The 21,590-nt window shown below is 33.0% G+C and carries 24 protein-coding genes; 10 read left to right on the top strand and 14 right to left on the bottom strand.

What is annotated here, in order from left to right:
• Positions 1-16: 16 nt before the first annotated feature.
• Positions 17-700: a deoxyribonuclease V gene (gene nfi, locus GJJ64_RS02955; RefSeq protein WP_154286262.1), complete on the top strand. Its 684-nt coding sequence runs from the start codon at positions 17-19 to the stop codon at positions 698-700.
• Positions 701-1,037: 337 nt separating this feature from the next.
• Here the strand turns inward: nfi and GJJ64_RS02950 are convergent, their stop codons facing one another.
• The 6 genes from GJJ64_RS02950 to GJJ64_RS02925 form a co-directional block, all read right to left on the bottom strand.
• Positions 1,038-1,913, bottom strand: coding sequence for a pirin family protein (locus GJJ64_RS02950; protein ID WP_154286261.1), 876 nt, complete (start codon positions 1,911-1,913; stop codon positions 1,038-1,040).
• A 67-nt stretch (positions 1,914-1,980) separates the two neighbouring features.
• The gene (locus GJJ64_RS02945; RefSeq protein WP_317162895.1) at positions 1,981-2,577 is read right to left on the bottom strand and encodes a Crp/Fnr family transcriptional regulator; all 597 of its coding nucleotides are present in this window, start codon (positions 2,575-2,577) and stop codon (positions 1,981-1,983) included.
• Positions 2,567-3,892: a sensor histidine kinase gene (locus GJJ64_RS02940; RefSeq protein ID WP_154286259.1), complete on the bottom strand. Its 1,326-nt coding sequence runs from the start codon at positions 3,890-3,892 to the stop codon at positions 2,567-2,569. Before GJJ64_RS02940 ends, GJJ64_RS02945 begins: the two co-directional genes overlap by 11 nt.
• The gene (locus GJJ64_RS02935; RefSeq protein ID WP_154286258.1) at positions 3,892-4,566 is read right to left on the bottom strand and encodes a response regulator transcription factor; all 675 of its coding nucleotides are present in this window, start codon (positions 4,564-4,566) and stop codon (positions 3,892-3,894) included. The genes GJJ64_RS02940 and GJJ64_RS02935 overlap by 1 nt, the downstream gene beginning before the upstream one ends.
• A gap of 6 nt (positions 4,567-4,572) precedes the next feature.
• Positions 4,573-5,391, bottom strand: coding sequence for a hypothetical protein (locus tag GJJ64_RS02930; protein ID WP_229655436.1), 819 nt, complete (start codon positions 5,389-5,391; stop codon positions 4,573-4,575).
• Between the two features lie 49 nt (positions 5,392-5,440).
• On the bottom strand, positions 5,441-5,719 hold the full coding sequence (locus GJJ64_RS02925) for a hypothetical protein (RefSeq protein ID WP_154286257.1): 279 nt from the start codon (positions 5,717-5,719) through the stop codon (positions 5,441-5,443).
• A gap of 217 nt (positions 5,720-5,936) precedes the next feature.
• On the opposite strand from GJJ64_RS02925, the gene GJJ64_RS02920 reads away from it, so the two are divergent.
• Positions 5,937-6,725 (top strand): DUF4382 domain-containing protein, encoded by a 789-nt coding sequence (locus GJJ64_RS02920; RefSeq protein WP_154286256.1) that lies wholly within the window; start codon positions 5,937-5,939, stop codon positions 6,723-6,725.
• Between the two features lie 70 nt (positions 6,726-6,795).
• Positions 6,796-7,329, top strand: coding sequence for a hypothetical protein (locus tag GJJ64_RS02915; RefSeq protein ID WP_154286255.1), 534 nt, complete (start codon positions 6,796-6,798; stop codon positions 7,327-7,329).
• A 141-nt stretch (positions 7,330-7,470) separates the two neighbouring features.
• Here the strand turns inward: GJJ64_RS02915 and GJJ64_RS02910 are convergent, their stop codons facing one another.
• Positions 7,471-8,031 carry a Maf family nucleotide pyrophosphatase gene (locus tag GJJ64_RS02910; protein ID WP_154286254.1) on the bottom strand — a complete coding sequence of 187 codons (561 nt, stop codon included), beginning with the start codon at positions 8,029-8,031 and terminating at the stop codon, positions 7,471-7,473.
• 118 nt (positions 8,032-8,149) lie between these two features.
• Between GJJ64_RS02910 and GJJ64_RS02905 the strand changes: the two genes are divergently transcribed.
• Positions 8,150-8,716: a hypothetical protein gene (locus tag GJJ64_RS02905; RefSeq protein ID WP_154286253.1), complete on the top strand. Its 567-nt coding sequence runs from the start codon at positions 8,150-8,152 to the stop codon at positions 8,714-8,716.
• On the opposite strand, the gene GJJ64_RS02900 is transcribed toward GJJ64_RS02905, so the two are convergent.
• The 6 genes from GJJ64_RS02900 to GJJ64_RS02875 are packed head-to-tail and all read right to left on the bottom strand — an operon-like array spanning position 8,706 to position 13,510.
• Entirely contained in the window at positions 8,706-9,236 is a 531-nt protein-coding gene (locus GJJ64_RS02900; RefSeq protein WP_154286252.1) for a KdsC family phosphatase, read from the bottom strand. The genes GJJ64_RS02905 and GJJ64_RS02900 overlap by 11 nt on opposite strands.
• Positions 9,237-9,251: 15 nt before the next feature.
• A complete protein-coding gene (iscX, locus tag GJJ64_RS02895) occupies positions 9,252-9,494 on the bottom strand; it encodes a Fe-S cluster assembly protein IscX (RefSeq protein ID WP_154286251.1) in 243 nt (80 codons plus the stop codon).
• A gap of 11 nt (positions 9,495-9,505) precedes the next feature.
• Positions 9,506-9,838, bottom strand: a complete 333-nt coding sequence (locus tag GJJ64_RS02890) for a 2Fe-2S iron-sulfur cluster-binding protein (protein ID WP_154286250.1) — start codon at positions 9,836-9,838, stop codon at positions 9,506-9,508.
• Positions 9,839-9,858: 20 nt separating this feature from the next.
• The gene (locus GJJ64_RS02885; RefSeq protein ID WP_154286249.1) at positions 9,859-10,647 is read right to left on the bottom strand and encodes a Rossmann-like and DUF2520 domain-containing protein; all 789 of its coding nucleotides are present in this window, start codon (positions 10,645-10,647) and stop codon (positions 9,859-9,861) included.
• 1 nt (position 10,648) lies between these two features.
• A complete protein-coding gene (locus tag GJJ64_RS02880; protein WP_154286248.1) occupies positions 10,649-13,093 on the bottom strand; it encodes a heme lyase CcmF/NrfE family subunit in 2,445 nt (814 codons plus the stop codon).
• Positions 13,094-13,102: 9 nt separating this feature from the next.
• A complete protein-coding gene (locus tag GJJ64_RS02875) occupies positions 13,103-13,510 on the bottom strand; it encodes a cytochrome c maturation protein CcmE domain-containing protein (RefSeq protein ID WP_154286247.1) in 408 nt (135 codons plus the stop codon).
• Positions 13,511-13,736: 226 nt separating this feature from the next.
• Here GJJ64_RS02875 and GJJ64_RS02870 point away from each other — a divergent pair, with 226 nt between their 5' ends.
• Together GJJ64_RS02870 and GJJ64_RS02865 are read left to right on the top strand one after the other, a co-directional pair.
• Entirely contained in the window at positions 13,737-15,482 is a 1,746-nt protein-coding gene (locus GJJ64_RS02870; protein WP_154286246.1) for a YaiO family outer membrane beta-barrel protein, read from the top strand.
• Positions 15,483-15,484: 2 nt separating this feature from the next.
• Positions 15,485-16,666 (top strand): hypothetical protein, encoded by a 1,182-nt coding sequence (locus GJJ64_RS02865; RefSeq protein ID WP_154286245.1) that lies wholly within the window; start codon positions 15,485-15,487, stop codon positions 16,664-16,666.
• Here GJJ64_RS02865 and GJJ64_RS02860 read toward each other — a convergent pair.
• A complete protein-coding gene (locus GJJ64_RS02860; RefSeq protein WP_154286244.1) occupies positions 16,653-17,051 on the bottom strand; it encodes a VOC family protein in 399 nt (132 codons plus the stop codon). The two genes, GJJ64_RS02865 and GJJ64_RS02860, sit on opposite strands and share 14 nt — an antisense overlap.
• 96 nt (positions 17,052-17,147) lie before the next feature.
• On the opposite strand from GJJ64_RS02860, the gene GJJ64_RS02855 reads away from it, so the two are divergent.
• Genes GJJ64_RS02855 through GJJ64_RS02840 form a run of 4 tightly spaced genes read left to right on the top strand, consistent with a single transcriptional unit; the run spans position 17,148 to position 21,574 of the window.
• The gene (locus tag GJJ64_RS02855; protein WP_154286243.1) at positions 17,148-18,878 is read left to right on the top strand and encodes an HAD-IIIC family phosphatase; all 1,731 of its coding nucleotides are present in this window, start codon (positions 17,148-17,150) and stop codon (positions 18,876-18,878) included.
• Positions 18,879-18,881: 3 nt separating this feature from the next.
• The gene (locus GJJ64_RS02850; protein ID WP_154286242.1) at positions 18,882-19,130 is read left to right on the top strand and encodes an acyl carrier protein; all 249 of its coding nucleotides are present in this window, start codon (positions 18,882-18,884) and stop codon (positions 19,128-19,130) included.
• A complete protein-coding gene (locus GJJ64_RS02845; protein ID WP_154286241.1) occupies positions 19,130-20,554 on the top strand; it encodes an MBOAT family O-acyltransferase in 1,425 nt (474 codons plus the stop codon). Before GJJ64_RS02850 ends, GJJ64_RS02845 begins: the two co-directional genes overlap by 1 nt.
• Before the next feature lie 3 nt (positions 20,555-20,557).
• Complete coding sequence (locus tag GJJ64_RS02840) at positions 20,558-21,574, top strand: hypothetical protein (protein ID WP_154286240.1); 1,017 nt, start codon at positions 20,558-20,560, stop codon at positions 21,572-21,574.
• The last annotated feature ends 16 nt before the right edge of the window (positions 21,575-21,590 follow it).

Raw genomic sequence — 21,590 nt, 5'->3', positions numbered from 1 at the left:
ACAAATAGAAATGAAGATGATAGCACCAGAAAAATATCAGGATTTAAGCCCTAGAGAAGCCATAGCTTATCAAAAAGAATTAAGAGCCTTGATTAATCTTCAAGAGCTTGATAAACCTATACGCTATATCGCTGGCGCTGATATTTCTTTTAATAAATATGAAGAAACTGTTTATGCTGGTATTGTGATTTTAACTTACCCAGATTTGATCGTTATTGAAGAAGCTACCGCTATTTCTAGCACCACTTTTCCTTACCTATCCGGATTATTAGCTTTTAGAGAAATACCAGCTTTGTTAGAGGCTTTTAAAAAACTGAAACAATTGCCAGATGTAATGGTATTAGACGGACAAGGAATAGCACACGAAAGAAGATTGGGTATAGCTACACATTTTGGTTTATTAACCGATATACCTAGCATTGGCTCGGCAAAGAGCAGGTTGCATGGTCTTTATGAAGAACCAGGTAGTAAGCCTTTTGATAAAACTCCCCTATTAAGTAAACAAGAAACACTTGGCTTTGCCTTTAGAAGCAAAGCCAAGTGCAAACCTATTTTTGTATCGCCAGGTCATAAAATTTCTTTAAACCAAAGCGTAGAAATAATAAAAAACTGTATTACCAAATACCGCATCCCAGAACCAACCCGATTAGCACATTTATTGGTTAATAGGATTAGGATTGAGCATAAGTTGAAAGTCTGAAGCAATGGGCCGCTGTCTGAAGTCTGGGTGGAAAGAGTTGAAAGTCGAGCGTCCGAAGACCGCTGTCCGAAGCCTGAGTGGAAAGAGTAGGAAGTTGATAGTCTGCAGACCGCTGTCTGAATTCTGGGTGGCAAGAGCAGGAAAAAGCAACCCATAAAAAAAGATTGCTTCTTCGTTCCTCATCGCCATGACCTAATACCCGATAGCTCGGGCCTAATCAACTAACAAATTAATGACCCAGTTCCTAATCAACTAACCACCTAACAAACTAAAATCTAACAAACTAAAACCTAACAAACTAACCACCCAACAAACTAACAAACTAATACCTAACCAACTACTCTAAATAACCAAACTTACCTAGATTCACATCTTCAAATGCTTGGATAATTTCTTCTCGTGTGTTCATCACGAAAGGACCATGAGCTGCAATAGGCTCTAAAATAGGCTCTCCGCTTAAAATTAAAACCACACTTTGTTCTAATGCTTCTAGGGTAAAATCTTCCCCTTCATTTTTAAATAGCAAGAAATTATCTGTTGCTACAGTTTTCTCATCATTTACTTTAATGCTGCCCTCTACCACCAATAATGCCGTATTGTAATGAGCTGGGAAAGAAAATTTCGCTTTTCCACCGGTATTAAGTTTTGCATTTTGCAGATGAACCGGCGTAAAGGTTGACGCCGCACCAGGTGTATCTTGATAAGCACCAGAAATAACCTCTATCGTACCTGCATCATTATCCAAAGCATATTTCTGAATATTTTCTTTGGTGATTTCCTGATATTTAGGCTTAGACATTTTATCCTTAGCAGGTAAATTAACCCATAGCTGTACCATTTGGAAATCTCCACCAGCTTTGCTAAACTCCTGCTCATGATATTCTTTGTGTAAAACTCCTGAGGCGGCTGTCATCCATTGTACATCGCCTTCACCTATGATACCGCTATTTCCAGCACTATCATGATGAGCAACTTTCCCTTTATAGGCTATAGTTACAGTTTCAAAACCACGGTGTGGGTGTACACTTACCCCTCTTGGCTTATCTGTTGGAGGGAAATAAAATTTAGAATTATAATCTAACATGATAAAAGGACTCATCCTTTGCATACTTAAACCGTAGCTTCCTGGGATAAAATTGTGTACTCTAAAACCATCGCCTACCATATGTGGGGCTGGTGGAGTAAAAATATGTTCAATGCTTTTAGTTTTCATCTTCTTTAATTTTATACTTCAAATTTACATGAAAGAAAAAAGCTAGGCATTGATGTATGATAAGAAATTAATGAGGCTTGAAATTTCTTCTGGCTAGCTCTTTACGCACCCTACTTAAAGATTCCGGAGTAAGCCCTAAGTAAGAAGCTATCATCCATTGCGGTAAACGTAAAGTAAGTTCTGGATAAAGTTTTATAAAATCTAGATAACGTTGCTCTGCAGTAGCGCCTAATAATAGGTTCACTCTTTTTTGTAAATGCCTGATATGGCTATGCAATGCTTTATGGTTAAAAGCTCTGTAAACCGTACTTATGTTACAGGCATGGGTAATAAAATCTTCATTTAGCATCACCAATGCTGTGTCTTCTACAGCATCAATAAACAATTCTGAAGGTTCATTAAAAAAATAGCTGCTTCTATCTACAATAATCCAATCTTCTGGTGCAAATTGGATGATATGTTCCTTTCCTTGCTCATCAATGGTATAAGAACGCAACAAACCTTTAGAAACAAAGAAAGAATAACCACAAACTTCTCCATGTCTTAATACAAATTCTCCCTTTTTTATGGATTTAGATTTTAAATAATGGCTAATTTCTAAAAATTGCTCATCAGTAATATCAGAATGGTTTTGGATATAATTTTTAAAGTTATCAAGCATCATTAAACAAATTAAATATAACTCTAAAACTAGTTCCTTTATCTACCTCAGAATTTACTTGTATATCTATCTGATGATAAGCGGCAATACTTTTTACAATAGCCAAGCCTAAACCATAGCCTGGGTTTTCTGCCTGATCACTTTTTCTGAACCTATTAAATATAAAAGGGATTTGTGCTTTAGCGATGCCTTTGCCCGTATCTTTTACCGTTATCTGGTATTGATTAAAGCTTAATAACTCGTCAAAAATTTCAATAGTTCCGTTTTCTTTATTGAATTTGATAGCATTATTAATAAGGTTATAAAAAAGCTGAAAAAGTAAATCGTGATTAACCTGTTTTAACAAAAGCTCTTCTTTTATGTCCAAATGGATTTGAATGTTTTTCTCTTCTAAACGATGACTTATTTCTTCCAGAATTTCTTGTAACAATACAACGGGGTTTACTTCATCCCTTTTCACAAATTGCTCATTATCTATCCTCGAGATAAGCAATAAAGAGCTCGAAATCTTCTTTAACCTATCTAAAGTCTTCATGGTTTCAAGAATACCTAATTCAGCAGATTCTGATAAATCTTCATCCCTCAACAAATTTTCAAGTTTATGTTGTAAGATGCTGATAGGCGTCATCAACTCATGCGAAGCATTAGCAGTAAACTCTCTTTCTTTGGCAAAAGCTTCATTTATTTGCCTCATTAAAATTAAGATAGATTCGTCCAGATAACTAAAATCTGTAGTACTGGTTTTAATTTTAGCTTCTTGCTCTTTAAAAGGGAATTTCCTATTAACCAATCTACTTTTAATAATTTGCCCAAGAGGTTTAACCAATAAACGCGTAAAAGTAACATCAATTAAAACCGTAAAAACAATTAAACTGATGAGCACATACAGCGCAAAACGTTGCAAAGGTTGGTTATATTGATGAATACTTGCTATAGTTTTACCTACTTCTAATAGGTATGGCTTATTTTCATCATAGAAAGTATGGCTTAACACCCGATAGTTAAGTGTATCGCCTTCAATAATTCTTTTGGTATCTTTTATCGTGTCTAAACTTGCTTTATCTGTGTAGGGCTCTAGGGCGATATATTCTTCTTTTAACAGGGTATAACTACCATAACTTTTCTCGCCTTGCAGGTAATACTGAATACCATTTTTGGCAACAATATCCATCACTTTTTCTTGCTGCTCTTTTAAAATATAATTGGTGTATTCTGATGCAATTTGATCTACCAAAAATGGTAATAACAGAATAAATAAAGCCGCAACAACAAGCTTAGAACCTGCAATAAATAAAAGTAACTTGGTGGCTAGCTTCATTATTTTCTTATTCTATAACCTACACCCCTAACGGTTTCTAGCCATTCTGTAGAGGCTAAAACATTCAATTTCTTTCTGATATTCTTAATGTGTGCATCAATATAGTTAGAATCGTAATCTACATCGGCAAAAGTACCCCATATATGCTCGCTTAATTGCATACGTGTTAATACCCTGTTTTTATGCAAAAGTAAATAGCTTAACAAATCAAATTCTTTTCTTGATAGCTCTATTTCTTGCTCGTTATAGATCACCAAGCGTTTTTGTATATCTATCTCAAAATCTCCTATAGTTAATAACTCATCTTGAACGTTAAACTTCCTACGGGCAATAGCCTGCATTCTAGATTGTAGTTCTAAGAGGTAAAAAGGTTTTGCTAAATAATCATCAGCACCTAAATCTAAACCTGTTATTTTATCTTCTAAATTCCCTCTTGCTGTGATGATGATAAATGCCGCTTCTGGATGCGATTTTTTTATCTTTTTCAAAATATCAAGTCCATCACCATCGGGTAAACCTAAATCTATCAAGATAAAATCATAGCTGTTAACTTGTGCTTTTTCTAATCCGTCATGAAAGGTGTGTGCCAAATCACAAACATAAAAAGCCTTTTTAAGAAAGGTTTCCATTTCGTAAGCCAAGGTTTTTTCATCTTCTATGATTAAAACTTTCATAATGAATTAGAATTGATAATAAAATGCTAAACCAAAAAAAGACTGATTTCGTTTTACCCCAGGCTCTGTTTCATGCCCAAGAAGGGTAAATTGGTAACTAAGTTCTGCTAAATAATTTGCCCTACTGTAATTTATAGGTAGTTTAAAATTATAGGCTAACATACTAAAAGTAGAAGCCTCAATTGTTTCGGTTGTGGTAGTAGTATTACCTGCATTACCATTTCCTGCATTAGGATTTTTACCATTCCCTTTCCCTCTTTTTTCCTGCTCTATGGTATAAGTTTCAAAAAAATTTCGGCTACCTGCAACCAACTCTATACAAGGCTCAATAGATATTAAATCATTTTCTGTGATGTTAAACAAAGAAATATCTTTGGATTGACCTAAACTCATGAAAATATCATCTGCCTTACCGAAAGAATAATCGGTGCTAAAAACACTTTTAAACCAAGGAAAATGATAAGTTGCCATGAAACTTAAATTATTGGTATTGGCGGCTTGTAGTAAAGGCGAATTTTTAGGATAAAAGAATTTATAATAAGAAAGACCAACGCTTAACTTATCATTAATTTCATAATCATAACCAATACCCAAATCGCCTTCCGAAACAAAAGAGCTATCACTAAACAACCTATATGAACCCGCAGAAAGGTATAAACCAGATGGAAATCTTAAAGTTGCGTTAAGTAAAGCATAAGGCAACCTTTCTGAGGTTACTTGTCCGTAATAACTTATATTACTATTATATAAAGCTGCTAATGTTAATGTTTTAGATGCTTTTAAAGTGTCTGTTTGCGCTTTTAAAGTTCCGGTTATAACATTCATTAGCATGAGTAGAAATATAATTTTCCTAATCATGAGGTAGATATATTAATTATCGTTTCTTAATATTTGGCTTTACAATCTTAATCTTTTGAGGTTGCACTTTAGGCTTCACACTAGCAGGCTTAAGTTGTCTTTTAGCTTTAGGAACTTGTTTAATCTCTGGTTGTGATGGTTTTACTTGAGTCTCTTTAGGATCTGCTTGTTTGGTTTCTACCGTTTTTTTATCTTTTTCTTGATAAAAAACAACATCAGAAGCAGCAACCACTCTAGTATACAAGCTAAATAACACAGCTAAACCCAAAAACCGAAGAGAGAAAATCCTATTCATGATGTAAATATAAAAAAGTTTGTCTCCCTAAGGAGACAAACTCATCTACCTATCCTTAACATGGAGTTCGTTAAGTACAACAAAGATGTATCCCTTAAATGAAATTTTGATGAAATTTTAGAAATAAAAAAAAATTTCTTTTTCATGTTCTTTTCATGTTTGCCCTACAACTTTGACCATGTAAAACTTATGATATAACCGTTTAAATATTAAAAACATGAAAAAGAAATTCACATACGCCGTACTTGGACTTGTAGCAAGTTTAGGTTTATTTTCTGCTTGCCAAAAGGATGAAATTGCTGATGGTAAAAGTAAAGTAGAAATCAGGATGACTGATGCGCCAGGTAGTTTTGACGCTATTAATCTAGATGTTAAAGAGATTGTATTGCTTTCTGGCGATGAGACTTATGTATTTCCTGTTACAACCAATATTTTTAATATCCTTGATTTTAGAATTGGTACTAGTAACCCTGATATTTTAGTGGCTTCAGGAGAAATGCCTGCCGGAGAAATTACAGAAATAAGATTGGTACTTGATGAAGGAAATACTATAGTAGTTGATGGTGAAGAATTGCCATTACAAACTCCAAGCGGACAATCATCAGGCTTTAAAGTTAAACTAACAGAAAATCCAGAATTATTATCTGGCGCAGCTTATACCCTATTATTAGATTTTGATGCTGCTAAATCTATTGTTAAAACTGGTAATAATAAATATATCTTAAAACCTGTAGTAAGAGGTATAACTGCTGCTACAACAGGTTTAATTTCTGGTACAGTTTTGCCTTTAGAGAGTGCCCCTGAGGTTTTAGTAATATCAGGTACTGATACTGTGGGTACCGTACCTAATGCAGAAACTGGTGCATTCATCGTTGGTGGATTAAAAACTGGTACCTATGCGGTAAAATTTGTACCTGTGGCAGGCTTTAAAGATTCTACCATCACTAATGTTAGTGTAACGGCTGGCCAAATAAAGAGTTTAGGAACGATTACACTTAAACCTTAATTATATATCAAAAAGGCAGGTGATGAATAAGCCTGCCTTTTAATCATTTAAATTAGAAGGAGATAGAAAGATGAGGAAGATATTTTTTTTAGCTTTAGCGATGATAGGTTTTATCGCTCATAGCGCACAATCCCAAGTAAATATTAATGTAAATATAGGTGCTCAACCGGCTTGGGGGCCCGTTGGATATGACCATGTAGATTATTATTACTTACCAGATATTGAAAGTTACTACTATGTACCAAGTAGACAATTTATTTATCTAAGTAACGGTAACTGGGTATTTGCAACTTCTTTACCTGGCAGATATAGAAATTACAATTTATATAATGGTTACAAAGTAGTTATTAACTCGCCCAGACCTTATTTACATTTTAGAGAGCATAGAGTTAAATACTCTAGGTATAAACATAATAGGTCTCAGGCTATCATTTACAGAAGTAATAACCCTAGATATTATATAGTAAAAGGACATCCAAGGTATAGACATCATGATGATGATAATCGATCAAGATATGCTTCTTATGATAGAGATTATAGAGAGCATCATCGTGGTAACAGAGGAAAAGGCCATGGGAATGGAAAAAATAAAGGCCGAGATTAACAAATAACGATTAACTGTTGTACATCATAAGTTCCCTGTTTTGATTAATTTAGTGATACTTATTTTCATGAGATATTCCCAAATTCTTCAAGTATCTCATCAAAACAGGGGCTTATATTTTGATTTTCATCTTCTTATAAGTCAAAATTCTGTTTCTAAAACCTTTCTTAATTTATCTGTTGGCAAGCCCATTACATTGGTATAAGAACCCTCTATCTTATTTACGGCTACTAAACCTATCCAATCTTGGATACCATAGGCTCCAGCTTTATCAAAAGGTTTATGGTTTTTTACATAATAGCTTATCTCTTCAAGACTTAAAGGGTTAAAATAAACCAAAGTTTCCTCGCTAAAAGTAATTTGCTTAACCGCCGATTTAATACTTACTCCTGTAATTACTTGATGCTTTCTGCCTGCCAATTTCCCAATCATGGCTATAGCATCAGTTTCATCTACAGGTTTTCCTAAAATCTCATCATTTATTAAAACAATGGTATCTGCGGTAATTAATACGCCATCATCAGGAATATCAAAAGCAGCAGCTTTTTTATCGGCAATATAAGCGGCAACCTCTGTTAGTGCTAAATCATCAGGATAACTTTCATCTACATCTTTTAAAAGCAGCTCGAAACTATAACCCATAAGGTTTAATAAGTCTTGTCTTCTTGGAGATTTTGATGCCAGATAAATTTTTTTGTTCATGTAGTAAATTATAGCCTTTTAGCCTACAAAAATAGCCCAAATAAACAGCTATTTTAAATTTTTATTTTTTGGTATCAATTATGTTAATGGTTTTACAGATACCTATGGAGTTTGAAACATGAAAAACCAATTTCAACCCATTCTTAATTCTACTAGCCATCAAGAAAAAGAGTTTAAAGAGTTTATAAGAATGGATAATACCTCGCAAATTTGGCAATTATACAGAAATTGCAGGCAGCGTTTATTGATGGTTAACGATTGGGGTAAGCACTATTTACAGAGCTTAAACGCTCAATTTATCTTACATGATAGCTTTGGATACGAGGTACAAAGAACAGCCCAAGTTGGTGATTATATAAAAATTTTAAATAATTGCTTTTCTCAAAAAAACATCTTTTGGTTAGAGATAGAAAGTATAGCCTTTAACCACGAGTTTGATAGCAGTGAAGAAAGTGTTATCATGAATTTAAAAACTACCGATGACCCTAAATACCAAACAGATAGATATTCTAAACTTGGTGTAGAGCGTTGTATGATAAGTATCCGAAGAGTACTGAACACCATTTTAGCTCATATAAAGGTTGATGAGCAAACATCAACACCAAATTTTTACTCCTCTAAAAAGGATATAAAGTGGCTTTATAATTTTAAATGGGATTATGTTTTAAAAGATATTACTTGCTGATAGATCCATCATGTGCACTAGGCTGAGCGTCAAACCAGTTATGCTGAATCTTAAGTACTTTCTCTATAATATCTCTAGCCACGCCAGCACCGCCATCTTTTGGAGATATATAATGCGCCACTGCTTTTATTTCATCAACAGCATCAGCCGGGCAAACGGCTAAAGGCGCTATTTGCATGATAGGTAAATCAGGAATATCATCACCCACGTAAAGAAAATCATCAGCTTTAAGCTTTTCTTCTTTAATAAGTTGATGATAAACGGCTATTTTATCTGATATACCTAAAAATATATGTTTGATACCTAAGCCTAAAAGTCTTTTTTCTACTCCGGTAGATTTTGCCCCAGAAATAACAATAATGTTATAACCTTTCTTTACTGCTAGTTGTAACGCATAGCCATCTTTGATGTTGAATTGCCTTAACTGCTCTCCAGTTTCTGTTACTAAAACATTACCATTGGTTAAAACACCATCAACATCAAAAATGAAAGTACTTATATCTTTAAGTTTATCTAGCATGAGGAATAAGAGAGCTTATTGGTTATCTCTCCACTCGTAAACCCAAGCAGATTGTATTTGCTCTAAGTGCCCTTCGTTACACTCTTCTTTGGTACCTGCAAAATTAGGTAATTCTAATACCCAAGTCATTAAGTCTGTAAAGCGTATACGGTATATTTTAGATTCTCCAAATTCATCACCAAACTTTTCGTAAAGTCCCATGGCTATATCTTCATAGTCATTCCAATGAATGGGTAAAGCGTATTTATCGTTATTCATGTATAATTATATTAATGACCTAAGAATTGAGATTGGTCTGGAATTGTAATTTCTATATCTCCATCTATCATTACACATTGGCAACCTAGTCTGGAGTTTATCCTTGGATTTACGGCCCTATCAATAAAATCTTCTTCTTTATCTGATATTTCCTGAATATTGTCTTCACCTTTGTTTACATAAACATGGCAGGTACTGCATCCACAAACACCACCACAATTATGCTGTAGCTCTATACCATTATCCAAACAAACATCTAAAACAGATTCACCTTCTGCAATGGCCAGTTCTCTTGGCTCTAAACCTTTTTCCTCGAAATTTATTTTAATCTTGTAAATATTCATGCCTTGGCAAAAGTAATAATTTATTTAAGCGAAGACGTGTCTTTTGAATACATTTTGACTATGTCTTGACTTATTTGTTCATACAACAACTTCCAAGCAGGATTAGTTTTTAATAAATCAAGATGTTTTTGGATGGTAAGCTGATCATTTCTTTTTGCCGGACCAGTTTGTGCTTCTTGAGGTAAAACTTGTTGCACTTTGGCAGCAGTTTCTTGTATAAGAGGTCTTATCAAATTAAAATCAAGACCAGATTGCTGTATTAATTCCTGTGCTATACTGTAGAAATGATTAGTAAAATTACATGCAAATACTGCAGCAGCATGCAATACTAACCTTTGCTGAGAATTGATATAATAAGTTTTGGTTGATAATGTTTTTGCTAAATTGAATAGAGCCTGTGTACTACCTTCATCAAAAGCTTCAATACCAATCGGTATTTGAGAAAAATCTACCTGAACAGCTTTAGAAAATGTTTGTAAAGGATAAATTACGCCAGCTTTTTGGGTGTATGTTAGTAATACATCTAAGGCGGTTGAGCCAGATGTATGTACCAATAACTGATGTGGTAGTAATTGCAAATCTTTAGCAACAGATTCAATCGCTTCATCACTTACAGCAATGATGATTAAATCAATATCGGTATCAATTTGGTTTAAAGTGGAGATAGAATCGGCACCAATTTCTAGAGCTAAAGCTACCGCTTTTTCTGATGTTCTGTTCCAGATTTGTTTTACGGGATGCCCGGCATGTATCAAAGCTTTTGATAAATGCCAGGCAATATTTCCTGCTCCTAAAACAGCAATATTCATCCTATTTTAATTCCTTTTGTCTTCTGAAGATAGAAAGGATAAAGCCAATAACCATAATGATGGTACCACCCCAGAATAAATTGATATAAGGGAACATGATGGCTTTCATCACAATCCAGTCTTTTTTATCTTGTTTAGGTTTTTGATAAACAGTAAGCTCTAGTTTATCTTTTTCAGGCATAATATTGGTAAAACGTAATTTTAAACCAGCTTCATCAACCTTTTTACCAAAATCCACTTTAGCGTTACCCTTAATCAGGAATATAGGTTCTGATTTATAGGTGCTGCTTTCTGTAATAACATCTAGCTGTAAACCAATGGCAACATCATTTTTGGTAAGGGCAATATTTTCTATTTCGGCGTTTTTATTAACACCTCTTACAATAATCATCCCCTCTCTAAATCTTACAGTATCGCCAATAGAAACTTCATGAGGTACGGGCTCTTCATAATGCTCATCCTCAGAATGGTCTGTATGCTCATCATGCACATGTTCCTCTTCTTTTAAAGGCACACTACTTACATGGGTGTAAACATCATGTAATAAATAATGCTTAGTGTCTGGCGAAGCAATAATTTGCCTCATCTTAGCATTTTGCTGAGCATTAGGGTATAAGTTAAAGTTCTCTTTTACTTTACCTTCATCATCAAAAGCTTTATAATTTACTTTATAATAGGTATTTACTCCCGATGTTGAATCGCCTAGATAGGTAACTGTATACCTATCCATTTTAATAGGATCGTTTTTATACAGAATGATGTTCTCTCTTGGATTATTATTTTTGGCAAACTCTTCTCCAAAACCTATACTGGTATTGTTAATAGAAATTACTTTGTTGGTAGCTGCAGCAACTAAAGCACCTATTAATAATAAAGCAAAACCTATATGCGCAACAGCAGAGCCAGAAAGCTTCCATTTTCCTTTAAAGGCTTCACCTAAAATTTTAGCATTGCATAAAATAGCAAATACAGATGCCCACGTTAATGCAATGTGCATGAAATTGGTATAAACTTTAGTGATGTAAACCACTGCCGCTGTTACCAACAAAGAAACTACAAAAGAAACAGCTATGCTGATGTAGAATTTACGTACATCTGTCTTTTTATATTTCAAGAACTGTGAGAAAGCAGAGATTACAGCTACTGCTACCGCAAATGCAATTTGCCATTTATTGTAATGCTGGATAACATCTGTTGGAGGTGCTATTTCTGTACCAAAAACTGCATTAAAAACAGGTATAGAGGTGGTGGCAATAATTTGAATACAAGAAACAGAAAGTGTTATAGCGCCTATAAACAGCCAAAACTCTCTAGAATAAGTATCTTCATCTTTCTTGGTAATAGGGAAGTTTTTCCAGTGTTTTACAATAAGAAATACAGATATAGCTACGAATACAAATATGTAAACAAGTAACTGACCAGACATTCCTAAACTCGTGAAAGAGTGAACAGAAGTTTCTCCTAAAATACCACTTCTGGTTAAGAAAGAAGCGTATAAAACCAATATGAAGCTGATAAGAATCAGGAACAATGCTGTAAAATAGCTATGACCAGAGTTTTTATAAGCAATTAGTACGTGTACCCCTGCAATTAAAGTTAACCAAGGAATAATAGAAGCATTTTCTACCGGATCCCAAGCCCAAAAACCACCAAAGTTTAATGCTTCATAAGCCCAAAAAGACCCCATAATGATACCTGTTCCCAATATCATTACAGCAAATAAAGACCAAGGTAAAGCTGGTTTTACCCAATCTTGATATCTTTTCTCCCAAACACCCGCTATACCATAAGCAAAAGGTACTATCATAGAAGCAAAACCTAAGAACAAGGTTGGAGGATGTATAACCATCCAATAATTCTGTAAAAGTGGATTTAAACCGTTTCCATCAGGGATAAGAGAAAGATAGTCAGCTCTCGAAAAAATTGGTGCTTCCATAGCTTCTCTCAAAAGAATAAACGGAGATGAGCCTATTTTAACGCCTAGAATCTCTACACCTAATAGCATAGAGCATAAGAATAACTGAGATAATGCAATTACAGTCATCACTCCGTTTTCCCATGTTTTAGCATATTTAATTAGGATTAGACCTAAAACTGCTTGCCAAAAAGCCCATAACCAAAAACTTCCCTCCTGACCTTCCCAGAAACTAGAGATAATGTAATAAACAGGAAGTTTGGTAGAAGAGTGAGCCCACGCATAATGGTACTCAAACATATGATTATAAATGATATAGAATAAGCAAGCTCCTATACCAATAACAGCTAGAATGTTTACAAAAAAACTATATCTAGCAATTTTAGACCACGATAAATCACTTTTATCTTTATTAACGGTAGCTGCATAATAAGCAATTAATGATAATAAAGAAGTACCAAAAGAAAGTATAATAAAGAACTGGCCGAGCTTACCCGGCAACAGGTTTTCACCTGCAAATTGTATATCCATTAAAAAAATTTAAATTTTAGCTTGAGCACTAACTTCAACAACCTCTACTTGATCTTCTGTGTATTTAGAAGGGCATTTCATCAGAATTTTATTGGCATGAAAACTTGAACCAACCATCTGTCCGGTTAAAACAATTTGCTCAGAACGTTCAAAGTCTTGAGGTTTTGCACCACTAAAAACCACTTTACACTCTTTTCCTTGATTATCTAGCATGTAAAAAGAAAAGTAATTTGCATCCTTTTCAGGGTTGTAAACCATTTCTTTTTCTTTAACTAAAGTACCAACAACATGCAATTCTTTTTGAGTTTCTTGTGCATCGCCAAATGAACCATAAGTACTGCTATCTGCATAAGTACTCATGATAACACCAATTGCAATTGCAATGATAACCATCCCAATAATTGAACTCTTTTTCATCTCTTTATCTTTATTGTTCTTTAAACCTATTGACTTTAACAATGTTTTGCTTAGCTATAGGTTTTAAAAAAATATATTCATTTATTTTATCTACAAAAATACAAAACCCTTAGTTTTACGTATAATTATATCAAGAATGTTAATATAATTAGAATCATTATAAATAAGAAAATTATATGGAACAGCATTTGAATACTTTTTCATCTAGAATTCAGCTTTTTTTAAAATGCAAATATTGACCACAGTCGTTAAAAATCTTTCCATACTCTCTCTAATTATACTTTTATCAACTAAAATCACCACTGCTCAAGAAGAGTTAAGTTCTGATTCTTTATTACTATTGGCAAAAAAAGAGGCTTATACCAATAATAATTACCCTGTAGCTATAGAATTATTAAAAAAAGCGTTGATAAAAAGCCCCAATTACTCAGATATAAGAGTGCTATTGGGGAGAATTTACACATTCTCAGACCAAATAGATAGCGCTAAAAATGCTTTTGATTTAGTTTTGAAGCAAGAACCTAATAATATTGATGCTATCAATGGTCTTTATGATGTTTCTTATTGGAATAATCTTTACCCACAAGCTGTTAAAGCTGCCGATGTAGGTATCCAATTTTACCCAGACTCTAGTTCATTTTATATCAAAAAATTAAAAGCATTATTGTTAAATGATGACATTAGTGAATCAAGCAAGCTTAATAACCTTATCAAAGAGAAGTTTAAAGCCGAGATAACTGTAGTGCAAAATGCGGAACTTGCTTACCAAGAAAGAAAAAAGATGTGGGATAATCCGGTTACTTTAAGTTCTGATTCTTTAATGATTTTAGCTAAAAAAGAGGCCTACGATAATAACAATTATCCTAAAGCTATTGCTTTAATGAAACAAGCCATTAAGCAAAGTCCAGATTATAAAGATTTAAGAATTTTACTAGGCAGACTCTACACCTTTAGCGATAAAACAGATAGCGCTAAAAACGAATTTCAGAAAGTATTGCTCAAACAATATGATGATATTGATGCTTTAAGTGGTATTTATGATGCTGATTATTATGTAGATAAGTATGATTTAGCTTTAAAAACGGCAGAATTAGGTATAAATTATCATCCTGATACTGCTTTGTTTTATGTGAGAAAAGCTAAAGTCATTAACGCTCAATTAAAACCTTTTGATGCCATAGATTTTCTAGAAGCTAACCCTAAAATATTAAAAGATAGTGCTGCAAAAGCTTACTTAGACGATTTAAAACTAACTAATCTTAGAAATAGAATTGGTTTAAGCTATGAGTATGTAGATTTTGACAAACGCTTTGATGAGCCTTGGAACTTTATAACCTTAAGCTACGGTTACAGGACTAAAAGCTTGGGAAGGGTAAACGCCAGACTTTATTATGCAGATCGCTTTGGTTCTAAAGGTCTTCAGGGAGAAATAGAAGCTTATCCAACTTTAAAAAATGTAGGCTACCAATATATAGGTTTTGCCGTTTCAGAATCGCCTATATTCCCTCGCTTTAGAGCGGGATATTCTTTATTTGCTTCTTTACCTAGAAGCTTTGAGGGCGAGATAGGATTTAGATATTTACGATTTTCTGAAAACACCTTTTTATTTACCGGTGCTATTGGAAAGTATTTAGGAAATAATTTCTATAATCTCCGCTCTTTTGTATCACCAGGAGAAACCGCATGGTCTTACTCTTTTACAGCATCAGCAAGGTTATTTTTCTCAGACGATATGGATGATTTCTTGAATCTTGCTGCAGGAACAGGTGTATCGCCAGACGACCCTGTACGAGTACTCTTTATCAATAGTTTTGCAAATTTAAAATCATACAAAGCCGCCATTAGCTATAATAGAGTTTTAAAAAGAAAACATCTCATAGGAATAGACATAAGTTGGGTTAATGAAGAATATGCAACAGAAACTTGGGGTAATCAGTTTAGTTTTGGTTTAAGCTACAATATCAGATTTTAAGCATGAAAAGACCTAAATTTAAACTTAACTCTATTTTATTCTTTGCAGTTGTGTTTTTACCCTTATGGATGTATTTAGCCTGGGTTTTATGGCCAAAAACCAAATTGGTTATTGCTATTGTAGATAAAACAGTACTCAACAAAAAAGGCCAAGAACATGCGTCTTTAACTTGGTTTTTAAGGTATAATAAATATTCTAAAACATCAGAAAAGCTGTACAATGTAGGGAATGACTATTTCGGATTTTTCCCTAAACCCAACCAAGAATATACCCTTAAAGGATTAGAAAGATTTGATGAAACCCAATTGCAAAAATTAGCCGATGATAGTGACTTAACTTATTTCACAGATACTTATGGGATTTATTTAAAAGAATGGTTAGAATTAACAGAAAGTACCGAGAGATCTAAGCTTATTTATGGTGGAATGTCTATTCCTGATTTAACTTTTCTAAAAAAAATGAAATCCCAAAATAAGCTTGTTTTAACTGAATTTAACTGTATTGGTACACCAACTACAAAACCAATAAGAGAACAGTTTGAAAAAGAGTTCAAAATAAAATGGACTGGCTGGGTAGGTAGGTATTTTGATTCTTTAGACACCAATAAAAACAAAGAATTACCAAGATGGCTTATTAATAATTACTTAGTTCAAAATAATTTTAAATGGCCTTTCGAAAAATCTGGGATTGCTTTTGTGAATGAAGATGATAAAATTTTAATCTTAGAAAATGTGGAACATTTAGATGCTGAGGTTCCTTACATTTTAACAGCTAAAGAAGAAAGAGAAAAATACAATATTCCCTTAAGTATGAAATATCCTTTTTGGTTTGATATTATGCAAACCTCTAGAGATAATCACATTGTTTCTTTTTATGATTTAAAGGTAAACGAAAAGGGTAAGAAAATTTTAGACGACAATGGTATTCCACCTCAATTCCCAGCTGTTATAGAGCATTATCGAGATGACTATAAATTCTTCTATTTCGCAGGTGATTTTGCCGATAACCCTATCGCTTTAAATGCTTCAAGCTTCAAAGGAATTCATTTCTTTAGAAAGTTCTTTTACGATAGAAGTATTGCTTCTGAAAGGGTGAGTTTCTTCTGGGAATATTATTATCCATTAATCAACACCATTATTACAAACTACGAAAAAGACTTAAAACTCCAACCTAATGCTCAATAATTTCAATCAACTGCATTTCTGGTGAATAAAGAAATGCGCATCTTTTATTTTCAAAAGCTTCGGAGTTAAAAATAGATATCAATCTAAAATTTTGATTCTGCAAAAAATCAAGTCTTTCGTCAAAATTTGAATCTATAAACGCTAAATGATAAAAAGATACACCTTTTTTCATCATCTTTATTAAAGAAGAGTTATCTTCAGCCACTTCAACAAGTTCAATGAAAACATCAGAACCCAAATCTAAAAACGCAACCTTAACCTTTTGGCTATCAATACTATAAATAGTTGATAGTTGAGCATTAGGGTATAAAAATTGATAACTTTGAAAAGTATTAAATATACTATCTACCAAGCATCCAACATGATGCATTTTTAAGTCCTTCATAGCTAAAATTAAAATGAAAATATTTTTAATTTAAAACAAATTTCAGCAATATTATGCTTATAATAGCTAACTAAAAAATTAATTGGCTCTCATTTTATGTATTCAGATTTCAATTCTTTAAAAAAAAACTTAAAGAAAGAGTTTTCTTGTAAATACAAATTAAAAGTTGCTGTTTTAGGAGACTCTGCAACTCAGTTGCTTTGTATTGCCCTAAAAGGATTTGCTTTAGAAAATCGTATAGATTTAAGCATTTATGAAGCAGATTATAATCAAATACACCTTCAATTACAAAATCCACAGTCGTATTTACACCAGTTTGAACCTGATTACGTAATCATTTTTGAAAACCACAAAAAACTTGCATCAAACTTTTATGTAACACCTCCAGATACTAAACCTTGTTTCGCTCAAGAAAAACTTCAAGAAGTAGAAAGTTATCATGCTATAGTTTCTCATAGCCTAAATGCAAAACTGCTGTATTTTAATTTTTTAGAAGTTGATGATGCTATTTATGGTAGTTATACCAGTAGTTACGTAGGCTCTTTGCTTTATCAAACCCGTTTAATTAATATAGGGTTAATGCAACTTGCGGCTAAACTATCTCAGTTCCAACTTGTAGATATTTTATCCAAACAAGCACAGTATGGTATAGATTATCTTTTTGATTTCAAAAATTATATCAAAGCCGATATGGTTTTTAGTCTTGAAAGTTTACCTCTTATTGCTAAAATTATTGTAGACCAAATAAAAGCGCAACTAGGTATCATAACTAAGTGTGCCATATTTGATTTAGACAACACACTTTGGGGAGGAATTATTGGGGATGATGGAGTAGAAAAAATTCAAATAGGAAATTTTGGTATCGGTAAAGTATTCACAGAAATACAATATTGGGCAAAAGAACTTAAGAAAAGAGGTATTATTCTTTGTGTAGTTAGTAAAAACACAGAAAATATAGCCTTAGAACCTTTTTTAAAACATCCGGATATGATTTTAAAAATGGATGATATAGCCGTTTTTATAGCCAACTGGGATAATAAAGTAAGTAACATCAAAAAAATACAGCAAATCTTAAATATTGGATTTGATAGTATGGTTTTTATTGATGATAATCCTTTTGAAAGAAATATGGTTAAAGAAAATATTCCTGAGATTCTAGTACCAGAGCTACCAGAAGACCCGTCAGAATATTTAGCTTATTTAAAAAGTTTAAATCTTTTTGAGACTACCCAAGTATCTAGTTTAGACGAAAACAGAACAGAGAAGTATCAAACAGAGAGTGCAAGGTTAAAACATGCGTCTTTATTTAAAGACGAAGAATCGTATTTAAGAGACTTAAATATGATAGCGCAGGTAGACCCTTTAAATCAATACAATTTACCTCGGGCATCTCAGCTTACGCTAAGATCAAATCAATTTAATTTAAGAACACTAAGATTTTCTGAAGAAGAACTTCTCAGCTACAAAAACACTGAAGGGCAATTTGTTATCAATTTTAGCCTAAAAGACAAATTTGGTGATCACGGTCTTATTGCTATCATCCTTTTAAAAGAATTAAACTCAAATCAATTATTTATAGAAAATTGGGCTATGAGTTGCCGAGTTCTTAAAAGAGGTATGGAAAACTTTATTATGAATACTTTAGTTGATTTTGCCGCGAAAAACAACTATGAAGAACTTGTTGGAGAATATATCCCTACCGCAAAAAATGAACTTGTAAAAAACCTTTATCCTTCTTTAGGTTTCGAAGATGTATTTAACAACCAATGGATTTTAAAAATTAATACTTATTATCAATTATCAACCACTATTTCTAATAATCTATAACACATGAACCAAAAGCAACAAATCATTTTAGACTTGAATGAAATTTTTACTGATATCATAGATGAAGGCGAAATTATGCTAAATCCAGAAACCACAGCTAATGATATCGATGGTTGGGATTCTTTAAATCATATCCAAATTTTAGCGGCAATTGAAAAAAAATATACTTTTAAGTTTACACTTACAGAAATTCAGAACTTAAAAAACATTGATGATTTAACAAACATTATTGTCCAAAAAACATCAGCTTAATGTTATTTACAACATTTACTTTCTTTATTTTTTTACCCATAGTACTAGGTTTATACTGGTTATTTAGAAAAAACTTAGTATTACAAAACTTAATTATACTCATTAGTAGCTATGTTTTCTACTGTTGGTGGAATTATTGGTTTGGCGTTTTATTACTCTTTAGCTCTTCTTTTTGTTTTTTGATAACGCGTTTAATTGGCAAAACAAATCATGAAAAGAAACGGTATTATTTGCTACTTTTTGGGCTAGCGGTACATATAGGTATACTTTGCTATTTTAAGTATTTTGTCTTCTTTGTTCAGTCTATCTTAACTTTATTATCATTTAGCCATATAAATATTGCTTTCAATCCTCCAAATATAGTTTTACCCTTAGCCATCAGCTTTTTCACATTCCATTTAATTGGTTATATGGTAGATGTTTATCAAAAAAAATACAGCTATTCTGATAAATATTTTGAATTTATAACTCACGTAGCATTCTTTCCGCAGTTAGTAGCAGGACCAATAGAAAGAGCTAGCCATTTATTACCTCAATTCTTAAAAGAAAGAACTGTTAGCGCTCCTTTGTTTAGAGATGGTTTAAGACAAATGCTATGGGGCTTTTTCAAAAAAATAGTAGTTGCAGATACAATTGCATTACCTGTAAACTATATCTTTCTAAATTACGAGAACTTAGATGCTGTAACCATTGCAACAGGTGCTTTATTATTTTCTATTCAAATTTATTGTGATTTTTCTGGCTATTCAGACATTGCTATAGGTTGCGCAAAACTGATGGGGTTTGAGCTCTTTAAAAACTTCAACTATCCATTTTTTGCGCAAAGTGCAACAGAGTTTTGGAGAAGATGGCATATCTCTTTTACAACATGGATGAACGATTATATATTTACACCGCTAGCTTTTAGCAAAAGAGACTGGGGCGTATGGGGATTGATGTTTGCCACCTTAATAAGTTTTATTTTGAGCGGATTATGGCATGGTGCAAACTGGACTTTTGTACTTTGGGGATTACTGTACGGGATTGCTTTTGCTTACGAAATCAACACCAAAAAAATAAGAAAACGTTGGGCTAAAACTTATCACCCTGATTATTATGCGGCTTTTAGCAGATTAGCTACTTTCTCATTCTGGGTATTTACATCCATGCTTTTCAGATCAGAATCCCTAACCCATTTTTGGGGTTTATTAAACGGGTTGGCAGATTTCTCTAACTTGAAAATCCCGGATATAGAACCTACAATATTCTTATGGCCATTATTACTAATTACTGTAGAATGGTATCAACGGAACAAAGAATATGGCTTAGCCATACAAGATTTACCATACTACATTAGGTGGACAGCTTATGCAGCCATTATTGTAGCCATTTTTTCATCAGACAATCTTAATAATCAATCTCAGTTTATATACTTTCAATTTTAAATTATGAAAAATAACATTACTAAAATTTTATTTGCACTAGTTATTATAGGTGGTTTAGCCTATTTTTTCTACACTAAAAGCCAGGATAGCGAAAGCGTTGTAAGCTCGGCAGCATCCAAAGCACTTTTAGCAGAATACGAAGCAGAGAAATTGGTTTCTAAATATCCTATTGTACCTATTGATGAGCTTTATGCAGATAGCGAAGAAGCAAAAATTATGTTAGATACCTTAAAAGAAAGGTATAAAAAAGCATTTATAACCTTATCAAATGAGGTTAAAGCATCAGGAGCTAAACTAGCTTTTTGTTGGATAACATCAGAGCCTAATATACCTATGCAAGTAGTCGGCAGAGCTTTCATAGAGCAACTTTGCAAAGAAAATGGCGTAGATTTTATTGATTTAAATCCGGCAATCATTGGTCAAGATCCTAAAGAAATAACTTTTATGCCAGTTGATGGACACTTAAACAAAAAAGGTTCTTTGCTAGTGGCAGAAACTCTGGCTAGTTATGTTAAAAATTATGCCCAAGTAAAATCTACCATCAACTATCAAGAGAGCGATATACCTGAAACGTTTGGAGATTTTGAAGCTAATAAAAATGAAATTCTTGACGGAGGTAAAGGTTTACCATATAAACTTGTTACCAACAAACAAGGTTTAAGAATGAACTATGATTTAAAATATCCAAAAACAAAACAACGTATTTTATTGATGGGAGATTCTGGTTTCTTTTCTCCTTTTGTAGATAATGAAAACACCATTTCTGGACAATTACAAACCATCTTCCCAGATAAAGAAATATGCAATGCCGCTAACTGGGGATATTCTATAGATGATTATTTATCTCAATGGCAAGATAAAATCAAATACTTACAACCAGATGTAATTTTATTACAATCTAACGGAGAAGATATTGCTGCAGAGTATTTTACACAAAGACTAAGATTTAGTCGTAAAAAAGACAAAGTAAAACCAACCGAGCAAGAACTGAAATTTTACACTACGTTAAAAGCTAATTAATTATCAAATACTCGTT

The sequence above is a fragment of the Pedobacter puniceum genome (assembly GCF_009674685.1).
Classification (GTDB): Bacteria; Bacteroidota; Bacteroidia; order Sphingobacteriales; family Sphingobacteriaceae; genus Pseudopedobacter; species Pseudopedobacter puniceum.
Note: the sequence above shows the minus strand (reverse complement) of the source record. Positions and strands in the feature narration are given on the sequence as shown.